General features: G+C 63.6%; 17 protein-coding genes and 1 tRNA gene. 14 read left to right on the top strand and 4 right to left on the bottom strand.

From position 1 onward, the window contains the following. Window positions 1-274: 274 nt before the first annotated feature. Both NKJ37_RS05090 and recQ read left to right on the top strand, forming a co-directional pair. Window positions 275-1,036 (top strand): sulfotransferase family protein, encoded by a 762-nt coding sequence (locus NKJ37_RS05090; protein WP_352773003.1) that lies wholly within the window; start codon window positions 275-277, stop codon window positions 1,034-1,036. Beyond that, window positions 1,036-2,877 (top strand): DNA helicase RecQ, encoded by a 1,842-nt coding sequence (recQ, locus tag NKJ37_RS05085; protein ID WP_352611361.1) that lies wholly within the window; start codon window positions 1,036-1,038, stop codon window positions 2,875-2,877. Before NKJ37_RS05090 ends, recQ begins: the two co-directional genes overlap by 1 nt. A 260-nt stretch (window positions 2,878-3,137) precedes the next feature. Here the strand turns inward: recQ and NKJ37_RS05080 are convergent, their stop codons facing one another. After that, window positions 3,138-4,034 carry a LysR family transcriptional regulator gene (locus NKJ37_RS05080; protein WP_352611362.1) on the bottom strand — a complete coding sequence of 299 codons (897 nt, stop codon included), beginning with the start codon at window positions 4,032-4,034 and terminating at the stop codon, window positions 3,138-3,140. 277 nt (window positions 4,035-4,311) lie between these two features. On the opposite strand from NKJ37_RS05080, the gene NKJ37_RS05075 reads away from it, so the two are divergent. Both NKJ37_RS05075 and NKJ37_RS05070 read left to right on the top strand, forming a co-directional pair. After that, window positions 4,312-5,046, top strand: a complete 735-nt coding sequence (locus NKJ37_RS05075; RefSeq protein ID WP_352611363.1) for an SDR family NAD(P)-dependent oxidoreductase — start codon at window positions 4,312-4,314, stop codon at window positions 5,044-5,046. A 72-nt stretch (window positions 5,047-5,118) separates the two neighbouring features. After that, window positions 5,119-5,718: an NADPH-dependent F420 reductase gene (locus tag NKJ37_RS05070; protein WP_352611364.1), complete on the top strand. Its 600-nt coding sequence runs from the start codon at window positions 5,119-5,121 to the stop codon at window positions 5,716-5,718. Window positions 5,719-6,394: 676 nt separating this feature from the next. Here the strand turns inward: NKJ37_RS05070 and NKJ37_RS05065 are convergent. Continuing rightward, window positions 6,395-6,484: transfer RNA gene (locus NKJ37_RS05065), tRNA-Ser, on the bottom strand. 408 nt (window positions 6,485-6,892) lie between these two features. Between NKJ37_RS05065 and NKJ37_RS05060 the strand changes: the two genes are divergently transcribed. The 4 genes from NKJ37_RS05060 to NKJ37_RS05045 all read left to right on the top strand — a co-directional run bounded on the left by NKJ37_RS05060 (window position 6,893) and on the right by NKJ37_RS05045 (window position 9,200). Further along, the gene (locus NKJ37_RS05060; RefSeq protein WP_352441000.1) at window positions 6,893-7,573 is read left to right on the top strand and encodes a 50S ribosomal protein L21; all 681 of its coding nucleotides are present in this window, start codon (window positions 6,893-6,895) and stop codon (window positions 7,571-7,573) included. Between the two features lie 97 nt (window positions 7,574-7,670). Further along, window positions 7,671-7,940, top strand: a complete 270-nt coding sequence (gene rpmA / locus NKJ37_RS05055) for a 50S ribosomal protein L27 (RefSeq protein ID WP_013529063.1) — start codon at window positions 7,671-7,673, stop codon at window positions 7,938-7,940. A gap of 120 nt (window positions 7,941-8,060) precedes the next feature. Further along, complete coding sequence (locus tag NKJ37_RS05050) at window positions 8,061-8,648, top strand: GNAT family N-acetyltransferase (protein ID WP_023811776.1); 588 nt, start codon at window positions 8,061-8,063, stop codon at window positions 8,646-8,648. 21 nt (window positions 8,649-8,669) lie between these two features. Next, window positions 8,670-9,200: a GNAT family N-acetyltransferase gene (locus NKJ37_RS05045; RefSeq protein ID WP_352750600.1), complete on the top strand. Its 531-nt coding sequence runs from the start codon at window positions 8,670-8,672 to the stop codon at window positions 9,198-9,200. A 7-nt stretch (window positions 9,201-9,207) separates the two neighbouring features. Here NKJ37_RS05045 and NKJ37_RS05040 read toward each other — a convergent pair whose 3' ends face one another. Then, window positions 9,208-10,077: an endonuclease/exonuclease/phosphatase family protein gene (locus NKJ37_RS05040; protein WP_128304967.1), complete on the bottom strand. Its 870-nt coding sequence runs from the start codon at window positions 10,075-10,077 to the stop codon at window positions 9,208-9,210. A 134-nt stretch (window positions 10,078-10,211) separates the two neighbouring features. Between NKJ37_RS05040 and obgE the strand changes: the two genes are divergently transcribed. From obgE to NKJ37_RS05015, 5 genes are all read left to right on the top strand, one after another. Next, entirely contained in the window at window positions 10,212-11,243 is a 1,032-nt protein-coding gene (gene obgE / locus NKJ37_RS05035; RefSeq protein ID WP_023811779.1) for a GTPase ObgE, read from the top strand. Between the two features lie 3 nt (window positions 11,244-11,246). Further along, window positions 11,247-12,419 carry a glutamate 5-kinase gene (proB, locus tag NKJ37_RS05030; RefSeq protein WP_023811780.1) on the top strand — a complete coding sequence of 391 codons (1,173 nt, stop codon included), beginning with the start codon at window positions 11,247-11,249 and terminating at the stop codon, window positions 12,417-12,419. A 2-nt stretch (window positions 12,420-12,421) separates the two neighbouring features. Next, complete coding sequence (locus NKJ37_RS05025) at window positions 12,422-13,708, top strand: glutamate-5-semialdehyde dehydrogenase (RefSeq protein WP_352440998.1); 1,287 nt, start codon at window positions 12,422-12,424, stop codon at window positions 13,706-13,708. A 204-nt stretch (window positions 13,709-13,912) separates the two neighbouring features. Beyond that, window positions 13,913-14,545, top strand: coding sequence for a nicotinate-nucleotide adenylyltransferase (locus tag NKJ37_RS05020; RefSeq protein ID WP_352440997.1), 633 nt, complete (start codon window positions 13,913-13,915; stop codon window positions 14,543-14,545). 68 nt (window positions 14,546-14,613) lie between these two features. Beyond that, window positions 14,614-15,897: an MFS transporter gene (locus NKJ37_RS05015; RefSeq protein ID WP_352440996.1), complete on the top strand. Its 1,284-nt coding sequence runs from the start codon at window positions 14,614-14,616 to the stop codon at window positions 15,895-15,897. A gap of 9 nt (window positions 15,898-15,906) precedes the next feature. Here NKJ37_RS05015 and NKJ37_RS05010 read toward each other — a convergent pair whose 3' ends face one another. Beyond that, complete coding sequence (locus NKJ37_RS05010) at window positions 15,907-16,758, bottom strand: mechanosensitive ion channel family protein (RefSeq protein WP_352440995.1); 852 nt, start codon at window positions 16,756-16,758, stop codon at window positions 15,907-15,909. 242 nt (window positions 16,759-17,000) lie between these two features. Between NKJ37_RS05010 and rsfS the strand changes: the two genes are divergently transcribed. After that, window positions 17,001-17,378 (top strand): ribosome silencing factor, encoded by a 378-nt coding sequence (rsfS, locus tag NKJ37_RS05005; RefSeq protein ID WP_013529073.1) that lies wholly within the window; start codon window positions 17,001-17,003, stop codon window positions 17,376-17,378. The last annotated feature ends 3 nt before the right edge of the window (window positions 17,379-17,381 follow it).

The raw sequence follows: 17,381 nt of genomic DNA, 5'->3' as shown, positions 1-17,381 counted from the left end.
ATCGGTCAGCTTCCGCGTTCGCGCCGCAGGCTTTCCTTGTGCCGGCTTGTTCTGGTTGTGGTCCGGTGTCAGCTGCGCTAAGGCAAGGTGCCCATGCGGAGAGTCGTTTTGACCGGTTTCCACATCCTCTCCAATCCACGAAATTGCAGCCCGGTGTCTGCCTGATGCAGGCATCGGCGATGAGCATCTTGGCCGTGGCCCGCAGGCGGCGCGTTTCGTCCCGGGTGGCCCTGATGCAAGATCGGGTTGCCGCATTGCGCCAGCGGAATTGCGGATGAAGGGCGCGCGCAGGCTTGAGGCTGCGTTTGGAGCGGCCGCGCGAAGGGTTATGCGGGAGTTTCTGCGATTCGTGCCGCTGTCTCTGAAACAGCGCATGCAAAGACGCACATACGCACGCGCAACGCCCGCCAACAGAATTTTCATTTCGGGCTGCGCGCGCAGCGGGACGACGCTGACACAGCGGCTGATGAGGTGTTTCGGGGATATTTTCGTCCATCCGCCCGAAGCGCGATACACAATGCTGGACATGCTGGATCGGCCGGAATCGAACCTCGTCGTCAAGCGCGATGCGCGCGGTTTTGCGCATCTGGCGAAGCTACCTCCCTCCATCGGCTTGATCTATTGTGTGCGCCATCCATTCGACACGCTGACAAGTTCGCATCCGCAAACACGCCACGAGCGTCGGTTCCGCGTCACGCCGCATCGCTGGCTGGCCGAATACGACGCGCTGACCCGGCTGAAGAAGGCACAACCGCACCGGCAGATACTCTTTGTCCGCTACGAAGACATGATCGGCGCGCCCGATGCGCAGCAGGACAGAATCGCGCAGTCGTTCGGACTGACACCGCGCATTCGTTTCAGCGAGGATCCGGACAATCCGATCCGGGTGGCTTCGTTGAGAAAATGGGAACGGAATGAAGAATTCAGGACCTATCTCGACGGTCTGCCCCCGGCATTTCTCGTCGGCGTCCGGCGTTTCTGCGCCGAGTTCGGCTATGACATGCCAATAAGCACGCCGACCGTGGACGCGCGGTGATGCAGGCACCGGCGGCCGTCGCGACAGAAGAGCGAGATCCCAAGCGGCGCGTGCTGAAAGACGTGTTCGGCTTCGATGATTTTCGCCCCGGCCAGGCCGATGTCATGGACGCGCTGCTGGCTGGGCGTCATGTGCTGGCCGTCATGCCGACAGGTGCGGGCAAATCGCTCTGCTACCAAGTGCCGGCACTGGTCCTGGGTGGGCTCACCATTGTCGTTTCGCCGCTGGTGGCGCTGATGCAGGATCAGGTCGCCGCCTTGCGGCTTGCCGGCGTGGCGGCCGACACGATCAATTCCTCGATCGACCGCGATGCCAATATCGCCGCATGGCGTCGCGTCGCCTCGGGCCAGACGCGCCTGCTCTATCTCGCGCCGGAGCGGCTGATGACCGAGCGCATGCTCGAGGCGCTGGCCAGGCTCGATATCAGCCTGATCGCCGTCGACGAGGCGCATTGCATCTCGCAATGGGGGCCGGCGTTCCGGCGCGAATACGAGGACCTGTCGCGTCTGCGCGGCATCTTTCCCAACGTGCCGATCATGGCGCTGACGGCAACGGCGGACGAAGGCACGCGCACCGACATCGAATCTCGGCTATTTGCCGAGCGCGTCGAGACCCTGGTGCTGGGCTTCGACCGGCCGAACATCAAGCTTGCCATCGAGGCCAAGCAGGACAGCAAGCGGCAATTGCTGCGCTTCGTCGAGCGCCATCCCGGCCGCAGCGGCATCGTCTACTGCCTGTCGCGCAAGAAGACGGAGGAGATGGCGGCCTTCCTCGAGAAGAACGGCGTCACCGCGCTCGCCTATCATGCCGGCATGAGCAAGGAGGCGCGAGACGCCAACCAGAACAGCTTCATGACCCTTTCAGGCGTCGTCATGGTGGCGACCATCGCTTTCGGCATGGGCATTGACAAGCCTGATGTCGCCTATGTCTTCCACACCGACATGCCGGGCAGCCTGGAGGCCTACTACCAGGAGATCGGCCGCGCCGGCCGCGATGGGCGGGACGCCGAGGCGCATATGCTGTTCGGCCTTGGCGATATCCGCATGCGCCGGATGTTCATCGACGACGAGGATGCGCCGCCCGAGCACAAGAGGCGCTCGCATGGCCGGCTCGACACGCTGATCGGCTATTGCGAGACGGCGCAGTGCCGCCGCCAGGTGCTGCTCGGCTATTTCGGCGAAGAAGCGCAGCCTTGCGGCAATTGCGACACCTGCCTCGACCAGGCGCCGCGCGCCGATGGCGGAGCGGAGGCGCGGATCATCCTGGCAGCCATCGCCCAGAGTGGCGAACGCTTCGGTGCCGGCCATGTCATCGACATTCTGCTCGGCCATGAAACCGAGAAGGTGCTGGCCAGGAACCACCAGAGGCTCGCCAGCTTCGGCAGCGGACTGGCGCACAAGAAGGACTTTTGGCTGTCGCTAATCCGGCAGCTCGTCGCCGGCGGGTTTCTGATGCCGGATCCGGCCGGCCATGGCGGCCTCGCCATCGCCGAAAAAGGCCATGCGCTTGGCCGTGGCGAGGTGCCGTTCCATTATCGCGTCGAGGTGCGCAGCCGCGCCTTGCGCGGCAAGACGCGCTCCGGGCAGGATTTCGGGCAATCGGATGTGGACACCGGGCTGCTGGCCGCGCTGAAGACCTTGCGACTGCGGCTCGCCAAGGAGCGCCAGGTGCCGGCCTATGTGGTGTTTTCCGATCGCACCCTGATCGACATGGCAGAGCGCCGCCCAAACGACCTCGACGCCTTCGCTGAAGTGAATGGGGTTGGGGCGGCAAAGCTGAAGGAGTTCGGCCAGGTTTTTCTGAGTACGATTGCCGAGCACCAATCCGATGGCTCGGCCTGAGGTCAGATCAGCGACTGGTCACGCGTCCTGAAGCATAGCGATCTTCGGAGAGGGCATCCGTTCCGAGACCTCCTGTTCCGTCGCCGCCCATTCCTCCACCGCCCATGCCCCCGCCGAGACCGATCAGTTCAATGTTCTCTGGCCGGCCCGCCGACAGATCAGGCCCAGACTGAGGCGTTCATCGACTTCATGGCTGAGCATCTTCAACCGCAATAGGTGCCGCTGTCCGCCTATCCACCGCAGCGTCGACCCGCGGGGCGTCAGTCGCGCGATATGGACAGTCCCGTGAAAAGCGGAGCGTAGGCGGCGAGCCTGCGGGATACGAACTCCGTGAAGAGCCGCACGCGCTTCGTCTTGCGTGTCTCCCCCTGTGTGAGAAGCCAGAGCGTTCCGTACATGTGCAGGTCGGTGCCCGGCACCCTCACCAGCAGGGGGTCGGCATCTCCGACGAAGCACGGCAGTGTCGTGATCCCGAGACCTTGCCGTACGGCAACGATCTGCGCCTCGGCGTCCGTGGTCCTGAATGGAACCCCCGCGGTGCGAACCTCACCCGCGCCGGCCCACTCTGGAATTCCATGAACGCTTATGACGATCCACCGGATGGGATCAGGCGCGCCCGCACGCCACGCGGCCAGGCGATCGCGGGACATGTAGACGCCGCCGAACACCTCCGGTCCCTTCAGGCCGTGAAGATTGAGCGGCAGGGTTTTGCGGTCGTAGACGACGCGGATCGCGACGTCGGCCTCTCGGTTGGTCAGATTTGCCAGCTCGCCGGACGACAGGATTTCCATCTCGATGTCCGGGTGCAGACGCGCGAAATCGGCGAAGTCCGGCATGAGCAGGTGTGTCGCGAGGGGAGGTGCCAGCGTCACCCGCAGAAGCCCGCGCACACCCTGGTCGCGCCCGAAGACGCGCGTCTCCAGCTGGTGCGACGACGCTTCCATCTGGTTCGCGAGATCGAGGACCTCCTCGCCCACAGCCGTCAGGCGGTAGCCCGAAGGCAGCTTTTCGAACATGTGCGCTCCGAGGCGTTCCTCGAGCTGGGCGACGCGTCGCAGCACGGTCGAGTGATTCACCCCGAGCTGCGCGCCGGCAGCCCGCACCGAGCCTCCGCGCGCGACGGCAAGAAAGTAGCGAATGTCATCCCAGTCGATCATGGTGCAATCCGGCACCGCGCGGTGCGCCTTCCCAAGCCCGTATCTAACGCATGCTACAGCAGTACGGGCGGGACATCATAGCTTATGTCGACAGGGGCGGCGCAATTCCGAATGGCGGACACGGATCGTCACGGCTGGCGTCAGTTCCTGAAAGCGGATCGATTTTGCACCACCGATGTGCGCGCTTCCGCACTCACCGCGTGACTCTGACGGGCCCATCTAGAGGTTCTCGGGGCGTACCCGAACGACCAAAGACAGAGCCTGGAAGGATTGAGTTATGGGAAAACTAGACGGTAAGGTTGCGGTTATTACGGGTGGCGCCACCGGCATCGGCCTCGCCGCTGCAAAGCGCTTCATCGAGGAGGGCGCTTTCGTCTTCATTTTCGGCCGTCGGCAGGATGTGCTCGACGCTGCTGTGGCCAACCTCGGGGCCAATGCCCGCGCGGTGAAAGGCTCGGTTTCCGACGAGGCCGACCTCGACCGGCTCTACGCGGCGGTGAAGGCCGAGCGCGGAACCCTCGACATCGTCTTCGCCAATGCCGGGGCGGGAGGCCTGCTTCCGCTCGGCGAGATCACCGCCGAGCACATTGACGAAACCTTCGACACCAATGTGAAGGGTACGATATTCACGGTCCAGAAGGCGCTGCCACTGATGGGCGAGGGCGGTTCGATCATCCTGACCGGATCGAGCGCCGGCACCACGGGCGCCCCCGCATTCAGCGTCTACAGCGCGAGTAAGGCGGCCGTGCGCAATCTTGCGCGGAGCTGGGCGGAGGACCTGAAGGGCACCGGCATCCGGGTAAACGTGCTGTCGCCCGGGCCGACAGCGACCGAACTCGCGAAGGCAGCGATAGGGGAGGAGGGCTTGAAGGCCTTCGCCTCGATGAACCCGCTCCAGCGCATGGCCGATCCGGCGGAGATTGGAGCGGCGGCTGCGTTTCTCGCGTCGCCCGACAGCAGCTTCATGACCGCCAGCGAGGTCGCCGTCGACGGGGGCCTGGCGCAAATCTGACGCTACGCCCCGCCGTTCATTCCATTCGATATTCCGGGCCCGCAGGGCGTGGTAAACTGAAGGAGAATATACATGAGCTATGCAATTATTGGCTTCGGCAAGATCGGCCACGCTCTTGCCAAGGCGTTTGCCCGCAACGGCATCGAAGTGTCCGTGGCAACCACGCGCGACCCGGAAAGCTTTGCAGCCGATGCGGCCGCGATCGGACCCACGATTATCCCCAAAACGCTGGCGGAAGCGATCAAGGCGGACATCATCTTTCTGGCGGTTCGTTTCGAGTCGCACCCAGATGTCGCGAAGGCGCTGTCAAGCTGGGAAGGCAAGACGATCATCGACGCGACGAACGTGTTTCCAGCCCCTGAAGAGCTGGACGGTCTGCCGTCCTCCGCCTTCGTCGCAAAGGCGTTCACCGGTGCCAAGCTCGTCAAAGGGTTCAATCACCTGATTGCAGCCACTTTGGCTGCCGATCCGATCGTCGAGGGCGGGCACCGGGTCGTCTTTCTGTCGAGCGACGACGAGGACGCGATCGCTCCCGTGGCGGCCTTAGCCAAACAACTCGGGTTCGCACCGGTCAAGCTGGGGAAGCTCAACGAGGGTGGCGCACTGGTGCACGCACGCGGCCGCACTTGGGGCCAGCTGATCTTCCAGGACCTGTTCAAGAAGGAGCAGTAACGGATTTATCGTGCACCGACAGAGTGGCCGGTGTTCGACGCCGGCCACATCGTCAGCAACGAGCCGAGCCGCAAAGTGACATGCTTGAAAGCGGCTTACATTTGCCTGGGATCCTTCGGCCGACATGTGCCGGCCACCCATGAATCGTAATTGCAATAGCTGACGTCCCAGCCGGCATCGCGTCTTTTGGAAGTTACCTCACGACCGCCCGGGCGGATGGGTCCGAAGCCACCCCAACTGCCATCCGAGCCTTTGCAATTTCCCATGACGCGATAATTGCAGTTGTTTACGACGAAGTTGCCGTCCATCGACACGCATGCCGATGCGACAGTGGAAAGACTGAAGAAGGCCGTGCCGACGACTGTGACGGCGAGAGAGGCTTTGCGCATAGTGGTCTCCTAACTGGCTGGGCGAACCAACCATTACGAGATCTTGGGCCGGCCACTTCCCCCATTTGGGCCAAACCGGCTGGCAAATTCACAGCGACATGGCTGCGCTTGCGGACAGAAAACCATGTGCGGAGAGCCGAATGGGCCTGCCCATCGCCGAAGCTTTACGCCTCCGCAAAGGCCAGAGTGTCCCGGCTCGGGCGGCTTTGTCCTGTTGGCTGCGCGATATGCGCGCGATATGCGGCAGGCGGCTAGCAGCCCAGGAGATGTCAGGTTCTTGGGCTAAATGGCGGAGAGGGAGGGATTCGAACCCCCGATGGGCTTGCACCCATGCCGCATTTCGAGTGCGGTGCATTCGACCACTCTGCCACCTCTCCGCGGTCATGGTCGGCCGTTGCCGGCGCGGCGCACTAGATAACGGCTGAACGGGCAGGTTACAAGGCCAATCCGTCAGTTATTTGGCTTGCTTGGCAAGCGGCGGATTCACGGCTGGTGGGGTACAGCGAGACCCGAGGCAGATTGCCGACCAGTCACCCATCCTCAGCCCAGGCGGGGCAACGCCGTGGGCATGTCGGCACAGCCGGTCCGTGCCCGCCAATGACAATCTCGGAAACGGCGCGGCTGGTTTGCCTTGACTCGCCCCCAACCTTCGGTTAGGGACAGCGCGCAATCGGCGTGGAGGGTTCTTCCGCGCCGCTTGTTTTTTGAACCCGCAGACTGACAAAAAGACGGCTGAACTGCCAGAGGCGGTTCATCAAGGCCGACCGAACAGCGAAAGGCAAAAAATGTTCGCAGTCATTAAAACGGGTGGCAAGCAGTATCGCGTTGCCGCCAACGATCTCCTGAAGATCGAAAAAGTTGAAGCCAATGTCGGCGATATGGTCGAAATCGGCCACGTTCTGGCGCATGGCGAAGGCGAGAATGTCACGTTTGGCGCGCCGTTCGTCGACGGCGCGGTGGTCACCGCCGAAGTCGTCGAACAGGGCAAGAACCGCACCGTCATCGCCTTCAAGAAGCGCCGCCGGCAGAATTCGCGCCGCAAGATCGGCCATCGCCAGCTTTTGACCACCGTGCGGATCTCCGAGATCCTGCTGGGTGGCGCCAAGCCGACCAAGACGGCAGCGGCCAAGGCGCCGAAGAAGGTGAAGGCCGAGGCCGCCACCGAGGTGCAGGCGGAAGCCGCGCCGAAGAAGGAGCCCAAGGCCAAGGCAGCCGAGACAAAGGCAGCCGAGACCGCCGCAGCGCCACTGTTCAAGGCACCGAAGGGTGAGCCGGACGATCTGACCGTGATCAAGGGCATCGGCCCGGTCGCAGCCAAGGATCTTAACGAGCAGGGCATCATCACCTTCGCCCAGCTTGCCAAGCTGACCGAGAAGGATGTCGCCAAGATCGACGAGCACATGCCCTTCAGCGCCGACCAGATCAAGGACTGGCGCGAGCAGGCCAAGGAATTGGCTGCGAAGTAATTTTCTGGCGATTGGGTCGCCGGATCGGACTTGAAACGGAACGCGAACGCGTTCATAAGGCCTTTTAGGCGCCTTGCGGCGCAACGGAGTTAGTTAGATGGCACACAAGAAAGCTGGCGGCTCGTCGCGCAACGGTCGCGACTCGCATTCCAAGCGTCTGGGCGTGAAGAAGTTCGGCGGCGAAGCCGTCATCCCGGGCAACATCATCATTCGTCAACGCGGCACCACGTGGCATCCCGGCGTCAATGTCGGCATGGGCACGGATCATACGCTTTTTGCGCTCGAGACCGGCGCCGTGACGTTCAACAAAAAAGCCAACGGCCGAACCTACGTATCGGTCAACCCGATTGCCAAAGCCGCGGAGTAGCCGGTTCCGCACTAGAACACCGGCGCCCATCTCGGGAACCGGTGTCTGGCAAAGCCAGGAAAAGGATCAGGGGAGATGGGTTTCCATCTCCCCTTTTTCTTGTGCCTGGAGGACTTTCAAATGGTTGCCGAAGCGGAAGACTCAGAAGACGGAAGTTACGCGATAGACTGCCCGGTGCTGGTCACCGAGCGGCTGGTGATGCGGGCGCCCCATGAAGGCGATGTCGCGCAACTGGTCGAACTTGCCGACAACCGTCATGTCGCCGAAATGCTGGCACGCATGCCGCACCCCTATGGCGAGGCCGAGGCGCGCTCCTTCCTCGCCATGACCAGGTCGCGCCGGGCCGGCATCGCCTATGCCCTGACGCTGGCCGGAACCGACACGTTCGTCGGCTGTGCCGGTCTCAACACCACCGAACGCGGGCTGGAACTCGGCTACTGGATCGGCGAGCCTTACTGGAAGAAGGGCTATGCGACGGAAGCAGCCCATGCGCTGGTCGATCTCGCCTTCCAGAGGACGTCGATCCAGGTGCTGCAGGCCTCGACGCGGGTCATCAATCCGGCCTCGCGCCGCGTCATCCACAAATGCGGGTTCCAATATGCCGGCCAGGGCATGCTGAATTCGATCGTCGCCGGCCAGGTTCCCGTCGAGCGCTACCGGCTCGATCGCAAGACCTGGACCAGCCTGCGGAACTGGGTACATTTTTGATGTGTGACGACGGTCAAGCCAATGGTCGACAGCAGCGATATTGAAACGGTCGCGATCGCGCCGATGACGCCCGGGGATATCGAAAGCTTTCATCGCGCGCTCGATGTCGTAGCGCGTGAGCGAAAGTACCTGTCCTTCCTAGAGGCGCCACCGCTGGATCAAGTCAGAAGTTTCGCAATGGACCGTATCGGGAGAGGCGATCCGGGGTTCGTGGCCGTTGTTCGTGGCGAGGTCGTCGGCTGGTGCGACATCTCACGTCACGATCGGCTCATCCATGCGCATCGCGGCTCCCTCGGAATGGGGATCATTCCTTCCTATCGGGGGCGTGGCCTCGGACTGCGGCTCATCAATGCGACCTTGGCACAGGCGCGCAAGACCGGCTTTATCCGCGTCGAGCTTTCCGTGCATTCCGACAATGCTCGCGCCATCTCTCTTTACGACAAGGTCGGGTTTGTCAGGGAGGGCGTGCAGCGCGACGCCGTCCATATCGACGGGGAATACCGCGATACGATCATGATGGCGATCGTCGAACGTGAAAACACTGCCGGATGAAAGGCCATCAGCCCAGTTCGACCCACACCGGCAGGTGGTCCGAACCGTCAGCTTTCCGGTCGACCCACAGGCGCTTCAGGGATTTGGCAAGCGAAGCGCTTGTGAAGATATAGTCGATGCGCTTGTGGCGGCTGGGGTCGGTGGGTTGTTTCGGGTCGACCCAGCTGATGAGATCGTCGCCGGTGGCGTTCAGGCGCAAGGCGGCATCGACGGCGAAGTCGGCGGTCAGCGGCATGCCGAATTCATGGTCCGGCCGGCCGGCGAGTTCGACATATTCGGGTGAACCGGCCAGCATGTTGAAATCGCCCATGCCGACAAAGGCTTCGGGATGCGGCAGTTCCGGCAGGCCGATCTCGGCGACGCCGGACAGCGCGCCGCCTTCGAGCGCGTAGTTCAGCATGCGTTGGCGCAAGAACTGGATCTGGCTGGCGCGTTCGACGGGGCTGCGGTGATCGAGATGGATGGAATAGAAGCGGATGAAACCAAGCGGCGTCTCGATCAGCGCTTCCAGCGCGCCACGCTGGAAGTTCATCATCTCGAAGCTGCGGCTGCGCGGCAAAAGCAGGTTGCGCGACAGATGAATAGGCGTTTTCGACAGCACCATGTTGCCGAGCTGGAAGGTTTTCGTGATGGCGCGGCCATTGTCGATGTGCGAACCGATATTGGCCTCGAAATTGCTGCCATAGACGGCGAAGTAGTCGGGCAGCGCCTCGCCGATCTCGGCGACCATGTCGCGGCCGCTATTCCTGGGATTGTTGCGGGTCACCTCCTGCAAAGCGATCACGTCGGCGCCGCGCACGGCATCAGCGATGCGCCCGACATCGTATTGCCCGTCGAGGCCGATGCCGTACTGGATGTTGTAAGTTACAAGCTTCATTCCGGCATCTCTCCGGCCGATCCCACGCGGCCATTGTCACAAAACGGCCTCGCCCTTCGCCGCGCCTTGGTTTAGAGCAAGGGCCAAGGTTTAGAGCAATGCCGCAAGGCCACTAGTAGAAACTGTACAATCCCATGAAATTTCTCGATCAAGCCAAGGTCTACATCCGCTCCGGTGACGGTGGCGCCGGTTCGGTGTCGTTCCGGCGCGAAAAGTTCATCGAGTTCGGCGGGCCGGATGGCGGTGATGGCGGTCGTGGCGGCGATGTCTGGCTGGAGGCGGTCAACGGGCTGAACACGCTGATCGATTACCGCTACCAGCAGCATTTCAAGGCCAAGACCGGCGTCCACGGCATGGGCCGCAACATGACCGGTGCCAAGGGCGCCGATGTCACGCTGAAGGTGCCGGCGGGAACGCAGGTGTTCGAAGAGGACAACGAGACGCTGATCTGCGATCTGACCGTGGTCGGCCAGCGCTTTCTGCTGGCCAAGGGCGGAAATGGCGGTTTCGGCAACCAACATTTCAAGACCTCGACCAACCAGGCGCCGCGCCGCGCCAATCCCGGCCTGCCGGGGCAGGAGCTCAACATCTGGCTGCGGCTGAAGCTGATCGCCGATGCCGGGCTGGTCGGGCTGCCCAATGCCGGCAAGTCGACATTCCTGGCGGCGGTCACCGCGGCCAAGCCGAAGATCGCCGACTATCCGTTCACGACGCTGCATCCCGGCCTCGGCGTCGCCCGGATCGACGCGCGCGAGTTCGTCATCGCCGACATTCCGGGTCTCATCGAAGGCGCGCATGAGGGCGTCGGCATTGGCGATCGCTTTCTTGGCCATGTCGAGCGCACGCGCGTGCTGCTGCATCTGGTTTCGGCGCAGGAGGAAAATCCGGGCAAAGCCTACAAGACCGTGCGCGCGGAACTTGAGGCCTATGGCAACGGCCTGACCGACAAGGTCGAGATCGTGGCACTTTCCCAGGTCGACACGCTCGACGCCGATGCGCGCAAGAAGAAAGTCGCCTCGCTGAAGCGCGCCGCCGGCCGAGCACCGATGCTGTTGTCGGCGGTCACCGGCGAAGGCGTCGAGGCGGTGCTGCGGGCGCTGATGTCGGTGGTGGGCGAGGCGCGTGCGCGGACGGCTACCCCGGTCGAGACGCGCTGGGACAAGTAGGCCATGCAGTCGCTGAAAAAATATCGGCGCATCACCGTCAAGATCGGCTCGGCGCTGCTCGTCGACCGAACGTCAGGCCTGAAGCGCGACTGGCTGGCCTCGCTTGCCGACGATATTGCGGTGCTTGCGCAGGGCGGCGCTGAAATCCTCGTCGTCTCCTCCGGCGCCATCGCGCTTGGCCGCACCATCCTTGGCCTCGGCAAGCGAGCCCTGAAACTGGAGGAGAGCCAGGCGGCGGCAGCCGTGGGACAGATCGCATTGGCCGGCGCCTGGTCGGACGCGCTCGGCAAGGGCAGCCTGAAATCGGGCCAGATCCTGCTGACGCTCGGCGACACCGAGGAGCGCCGCCGTTATCTCAATGCGCGGGCGACGATCTCGACACTCTTGAAGATGAAGGCAGTGCCGGTCATCAACGAGAACGACACGGTGGCGACTTCCGAAATCCGCTACGGCGACAATGACCGGCTGGCGGCTCGCGTCGCCACCATGATGGGCGCCGACCTCCTGGTGCTGCTCTCAGACATCGACGGGCTCTATACGGCGCCGCCGGCGCGTGACCCCCATGCCAAATTCATTCCGGTGGTCGACCGGATCACGCCCGATATCGAGGCGATGGCGGGTGCGGCCGCTTCCGAACTGTCGCGCGGCGGCATGCGCACGAAGCTCGATGCCGGCAAGATCGCCACCGCCGCCGGCACCGCGATGATCATCACGTCGGGCACGCGGCTGTCGCCGCTGATGGCGATCGAACGCGGCGAACGCGCCACCTTCTTCCGGCCGAGTTCCAATCCGGTCAAGGGTTACAAGACCTGGATCGCCGGCCAACTCGAACCGGCCGGCCGGCTGACAGTCGATGCCGGCGCCATCGGCGCGCTGCTGTCGGGCAAGTCGCTGCTGCCGGCGGGCGTCAAGCTGGTCAGCGGCAATTTCTCGCGCGGCGACACGGTGGCGATCCTGTCGCCCGAGGGCCGCGAGATCGCGCGCGGGCTGGTTGCCTACGATGCCGCCGATGCCGTAAGGATCGCTGGCCTGAAGACGGCCGAGATCGAAACCGTGCTCGGCTACGAGGCGCGTTCGGCGATGATCCACCGCGACGACCTTGTGGTGAGTCATTCTGGTGCCCAAGTAGGGGCTAGCGACCAAGTACTGGCCGGTGGCGCCATAAGCGGAGGATGAGCATGCTGAAGCAGCATGAAAAATCCGGAGAAGACACAGTGGCGCTGATGGCCGATATCGGCCGCCGCGCCCGCGCTGCCGCCCGACCGTTGGCCATTGCCACCACCGCCGCCAAGAATGCTGCACTTGCCGCCATGGCCGAGGCGATCGTCGCCAGGCAGCAAGACATTCTCGACGCCAACGCCATCGATGTCTCGAACGGCCAGGAATCCGGGCTTTCCGCCTCCTTCATGGACCGGCTGAAGCTCGATCCGGCGCGCATTCGCGCCATGGCCGACGGCATCAGGGAGATCGCCGAATTGCGCGACCCGGTTGGCGACGTGATCGCACAATGGGATCGGCCGAACGGTCTGCATATCGAGCGCGTGCGCACGCCGCTCGGCGTCGTCGGCGTCATCTATGAGAGCCGCCCGAACGTCACCGCCGATGCCGGCGCGCTGTGCCTCAAGGCCGGCAATCCGGTAATCCTGCGCGGCGGCTCGGATTCGCTCAATTCCTCGGCCGCCATCCACGCCTGCCTGGTCGAAGGGCTGAAGGAAGCCGGCCTGCCGGAGGACGCCATCCAACTGGTGCCGATCACCGACCGCGCCGCCGTCGGCGAGATGCTGAAAGGCTTGGGCGGTATGCTCGACGTCATCATTCCGCGCGGTGGCAAAAGCCTCGTCGGGCGGGTGCAGGCCGAGGCACGGGTGCCGGTCTTCGCGCATCTCGAAGGCATCTGCCATCTCTACATCGACCGTTCGGCCGAGCTCCAAATGGCGGTGCGGATCGCCGTCAACGCCAAGATGCGGCGCACCGGCGTCTGCGGTGCCGCAGAGACGCTGCTGGTCGACCGCGCGGTCGCCTCCACGCATCTGGTGCCGATCCTCAACGCACTGCGCGCGGCCGGCTGCGAGATCCATGCCGATGCCGAGGTGCTGAAAGTGTTTTTCGACGCCAGGCCGGCGACCGATGCCGACTGGGTGACTGAATATCTCGATGCCATCATCGCGGTGAAGCTGGTCGACGGTATCAAGGGTGCGATCGATCACATCGAGACGTTTTCCTCGCATCACACCGAGGCGATCGTCGCCGAGGATGCGCAAGCGGTCGAAAAATTCTTCAACGAGATCGATTCGGCGATCCTGCTGCACAACGCATCGACGCAGTTCGCCGACGGCGGCGAGTTCGGCATGGGCGCCGAGATCGGCATCGCCACCGGCAAGATGCATGCGCGCGGACCGGTGGGCGTCGAGCAACTGACGTCGTTCAAATACCGCGTGCGCGGGTCTGGACAGGTGAGGCCTTGACGTATTTCGCCCAAAGGGCCTGAAGCTTGCGCCCAGCCACCCCCCTCTGTCCTGCCGGACATCTCCCCCGCAAGGGGGGAGATTGGCTGGCATTTCGGGTTTCGCCGATCTCCAACGCGGCAAGATTTACGCCTTCGCCGAAACTGCTGATCTCCCCCCTTGCGGGGGAGATGGCCGGCAGGGCAGAGGGGGGTGCCTAGCGCGATGCTATCCCCTTCCCACCCCCCCGTTCCCTCCCATTATCTCAAAATGCCGCATGCCGAGAAAGGCCTCGCCGTCGGCCTGTTCGGCGGCTCGTTCAATCCGCCGCATGCCGGCCACGCGCTGGTCGCCGAGATTGCACTGCGGCGCCTGGCGCTCGACCAGCTGTGGTGGATGGTGACGCCGGGCAATCCGCTGAAGAACACCAGGGAGTTGGCGCCGCTGGGCGAGCGGCTGCAGCTGTCCGAGCAGATCGCCAAGAACCCGAAGATCAAGGTCACCGCCTTCGAGGCGGCGCATCACGTCCGCTACACCGCCGACACGCTGGCGCTGGTCAAGGCGCGCAATCCCGGTGTCGACTTCGTCTGGATCATGGGTGCGGATAGTTTGCGCGATTTTCACCGCTGGCAGCGCTGGCGCGAGATCGTCATGACCTTCCCGATCGCCGTCATCGACCGCCCTGGCGCGACGCTGTCGTTCCTGTCCTCGGTCGTCGCCAAGACCTTCGACTATGCCCGCATCGACGAGGGCGATGCGCCGCGGCTTGCCCGCATGAAGGCACCGGCCTGGACCTTCATCCACGGCCCGCGCTCGTCGCTGTCATCGAGCGCGATCCGCAAGCTGGCGAAGGGGTGAGCCCGACCGCCCGGCCATGTCGCTTTTATCGCTCCCTTTGCCCGTTTCATGGGCAATCCTGAGCAGGCATGTCGATTCCCAGGAAAACCCGCAGCGAAGCCGAGCAGGGCGCCGAGCCCACGCCGCTGATCGCGATTGCCAGCGTCATCGTGTCGATGGCACTGATTGCCGTCGGCAACGGGCTGATGTTTGCCTATATCCCGGTTCGGCTCGGCGCCGAGGGTTTCGATCCGACCTGGGCCGGGCTGATCATCACCGGACTTTCGGCCGGCGGGCTGGCGGGCTGCATCCTGACCGGACCGCTGGTGCGAAGGGTCGGCCATGCCCGTGCCTTCATGGTGTTGTCGGCGCTGATCGCGCTGGCCAACGCCGCGGTCGGCGCCGGGGTCCATCCGCTGCTGTGGATAGCCGCCCGCGCGCTCTACGGCTTTGCCATCTGCGGCCTGTTCATCGTCGCGCAGAGCTGGCTCAACGATGCCGTTGCCAACGCCATCCGCGGCCGGGTGATGGCTTTCTTCTACGTTGCCTATGTCGCCGGGCTCGGCGTCGGCTACGCGACGCTGGCGCTGGTCGATATCAGGACAGCGGATGCGCCGCTGATCGGCATCGTCTTCACCGCGCTATCGATCCTCCCTGTCGGGATGACCAAACTTGCCCAGCCGCCGGCACCGCAGGCGGCCTCGGTGGCGCTGCGCCGTGCCTGGCGGGTTTCACCGGTCGGCGTCGCCGGCATGCTTGCGGTCGGCGGCCTGTCGATGTCGATTGCGGGCTTCGCGCCGATCCACGCCACGGCCAAGGGCTACAGCCAGGCCGATGTGGCGCTGCTGCTTTCGGCGATGCCTCTCGGCACGCTGATCCTGCAGATCCCGCTTGGCTGGATTTCCGACCGAACCGACCGCCGCTATGTGCTGATCGCCGCATCCGCGCTCGCCATGGTTGCCGGCCTGTTTGCGCTCGGGTTCGATGGCGGCGCGTTGGCCGCGTTGGTTGTGATCTATATCGTGTGGGACGGCGCCTCGGAATCGATCTATTCGCTGGCCAGCGCACATGCCGCCGACCGCGCCGGCAAGGACGACATGGTGGCGCTGTCCAGTTCGCTTTTGTTTGCCTGGTCGCTGTCGGGTTTCGTCGTGCCCGGCATCGTGACGGCGCTTTCAGCCGTCTTCGGAACGCAGGCTTTCATCTATGTGGCTGTTCTCATCGCCGCAGCCTTCTGCCTGTTCGTGCTTTTGCGCGTGTTCACGACGCGTGCGGTCCCGGTCGGTGAAACCGGCAGCTTCGCACCGATGACGGCGCAGGCGCCGTTGCCGGTCGAACTTGCCTTCGCACCGGACGATGAGGGCCGGCACTGAGCCAACCGACTATTGTCGACGGGCTTCCGGTTGGGGCGCTTCCGGCGGCGGCAGCGGGATCGATATGCCTTCGCTATCGAACTCCTGTTTGGCGCGCTTGGTGAGATCGGTCTGGGTGGCGAAGAAGTCCGCCGACGATGTCCAATAGCGCAGGGCAATCGAAACAGTGCTGTCGCCCAATGTCGAGACGAAAGCGATCGGTGCCGGCTCACGTTTCACTCGCCGTTCGGCCGCGGCAATGGCAAGCAAGGCTTTCTGCGCCCTGTCGATGTCGTTCCAGGAGCCGATGCTGAGTATGATGTCGCTGCGGCGTACGCCGTTGCGCGAAAAGTTGCGCACCGGCTGGTTCCACAGCGTCGAGTTCGGCGCCAATATGTAGACCCCGTCGGCCGTCCTGAGCTTGGTCGCGAACAGGCCGATCTCCTCGATCGTACCGGCGATCGAACCGACCTCGACGGATTCGCCGATGCGGAACGGCCGCAGCGCCAGAAGCATGATGCCGGCGGCGATGTTTTGCAGCGTGCCCTGCAACGCCAGGCCGATGGCGAGGCCAATGGCACCGATCGCGGCAATGATCGAGGCCGTCTGCACGCCGAACTGGCCGAGCACCATGATGGTGACGAGGATCAGGATGGCGTAGCGGACGATCTTCGAGAAGAAATGCCGCAACGTCGCGTCGAAACCATGGATATGGCCGAGACCAGCGAAGATCGAACGTTCGGCAAGACCGGCGACGATGTAGCCGACAATCAAGAGGATGACGGCACCGATGGCCGAGAAGGAGTACGAAACAATCAGCGTGCTCAGTTGGGCGAGGCCAGCCTGGACGCTGAGAAAAGCGTTTTGCGGGTCGATCGGCATGGGGGAAATCCGGTTGGTCGGTGAGCCGATAACCCATGCGGGCGGTGAGGGTTCCGATCTTTTCCGGCGTGCGGCGGAACCACAAGAGCGACAATACGTTCGTGCGAGGCAGGGTCCCGTCTTGAAACTGTCAGGGAACTCTGCCTATCTAAGTGGTGTCACCTGCTTCAAGGGGTGATTTGGTTGTTCTTGCTGCGAAAGGAAATACACTGAGAACAGCACTGCGGAAGAAGGCCGATATCATGCCTTCGCCGGCCAGGATCAGCGTAGACGACGCCGTGTCCCGCGCCATCAAGACAGTCCTTGCCAGTCTGGAAGACTCCAAGGCCGAAAACATTGTCTCCATCGACATCCAGGGGAAATCGAGCCTCGGCGACTACATGGTCGTCGCTTCGGGCCGATCGCACCGTCATGTCGCGGCTGTCGCCGATCATCTTCTCAAAGCGATCAAGGATGCCGGTCTCGGCACCGCGCGCGTCGAGGGGCTATCCGGCGCCGACTGGGTCCTGATCGATTCTGGCGACATCATCGTCCATGTCTTCCGCCCCGAAGTCCGCGAATTCTACAATCTCGAAAAGATGTGGCAGGCGCCGGACCTCGAGGAAGAAACGCTCCACTAAGTC

The sequence above is a fragment of the Mesorhizobium sp. M0140 genome, from assembly GCF_040322475.1.
In the GTDB taxonomy this organism is placed as follows: domain Bacteria; phylum Pseudomonadota; class Alphaproteobacteria; order Rhizobiales; family Rhizobiaceae; genus Mesorhizobium.
This window is presented reverse-complemented; position numbering and strand designations above follow the sequence as displayed.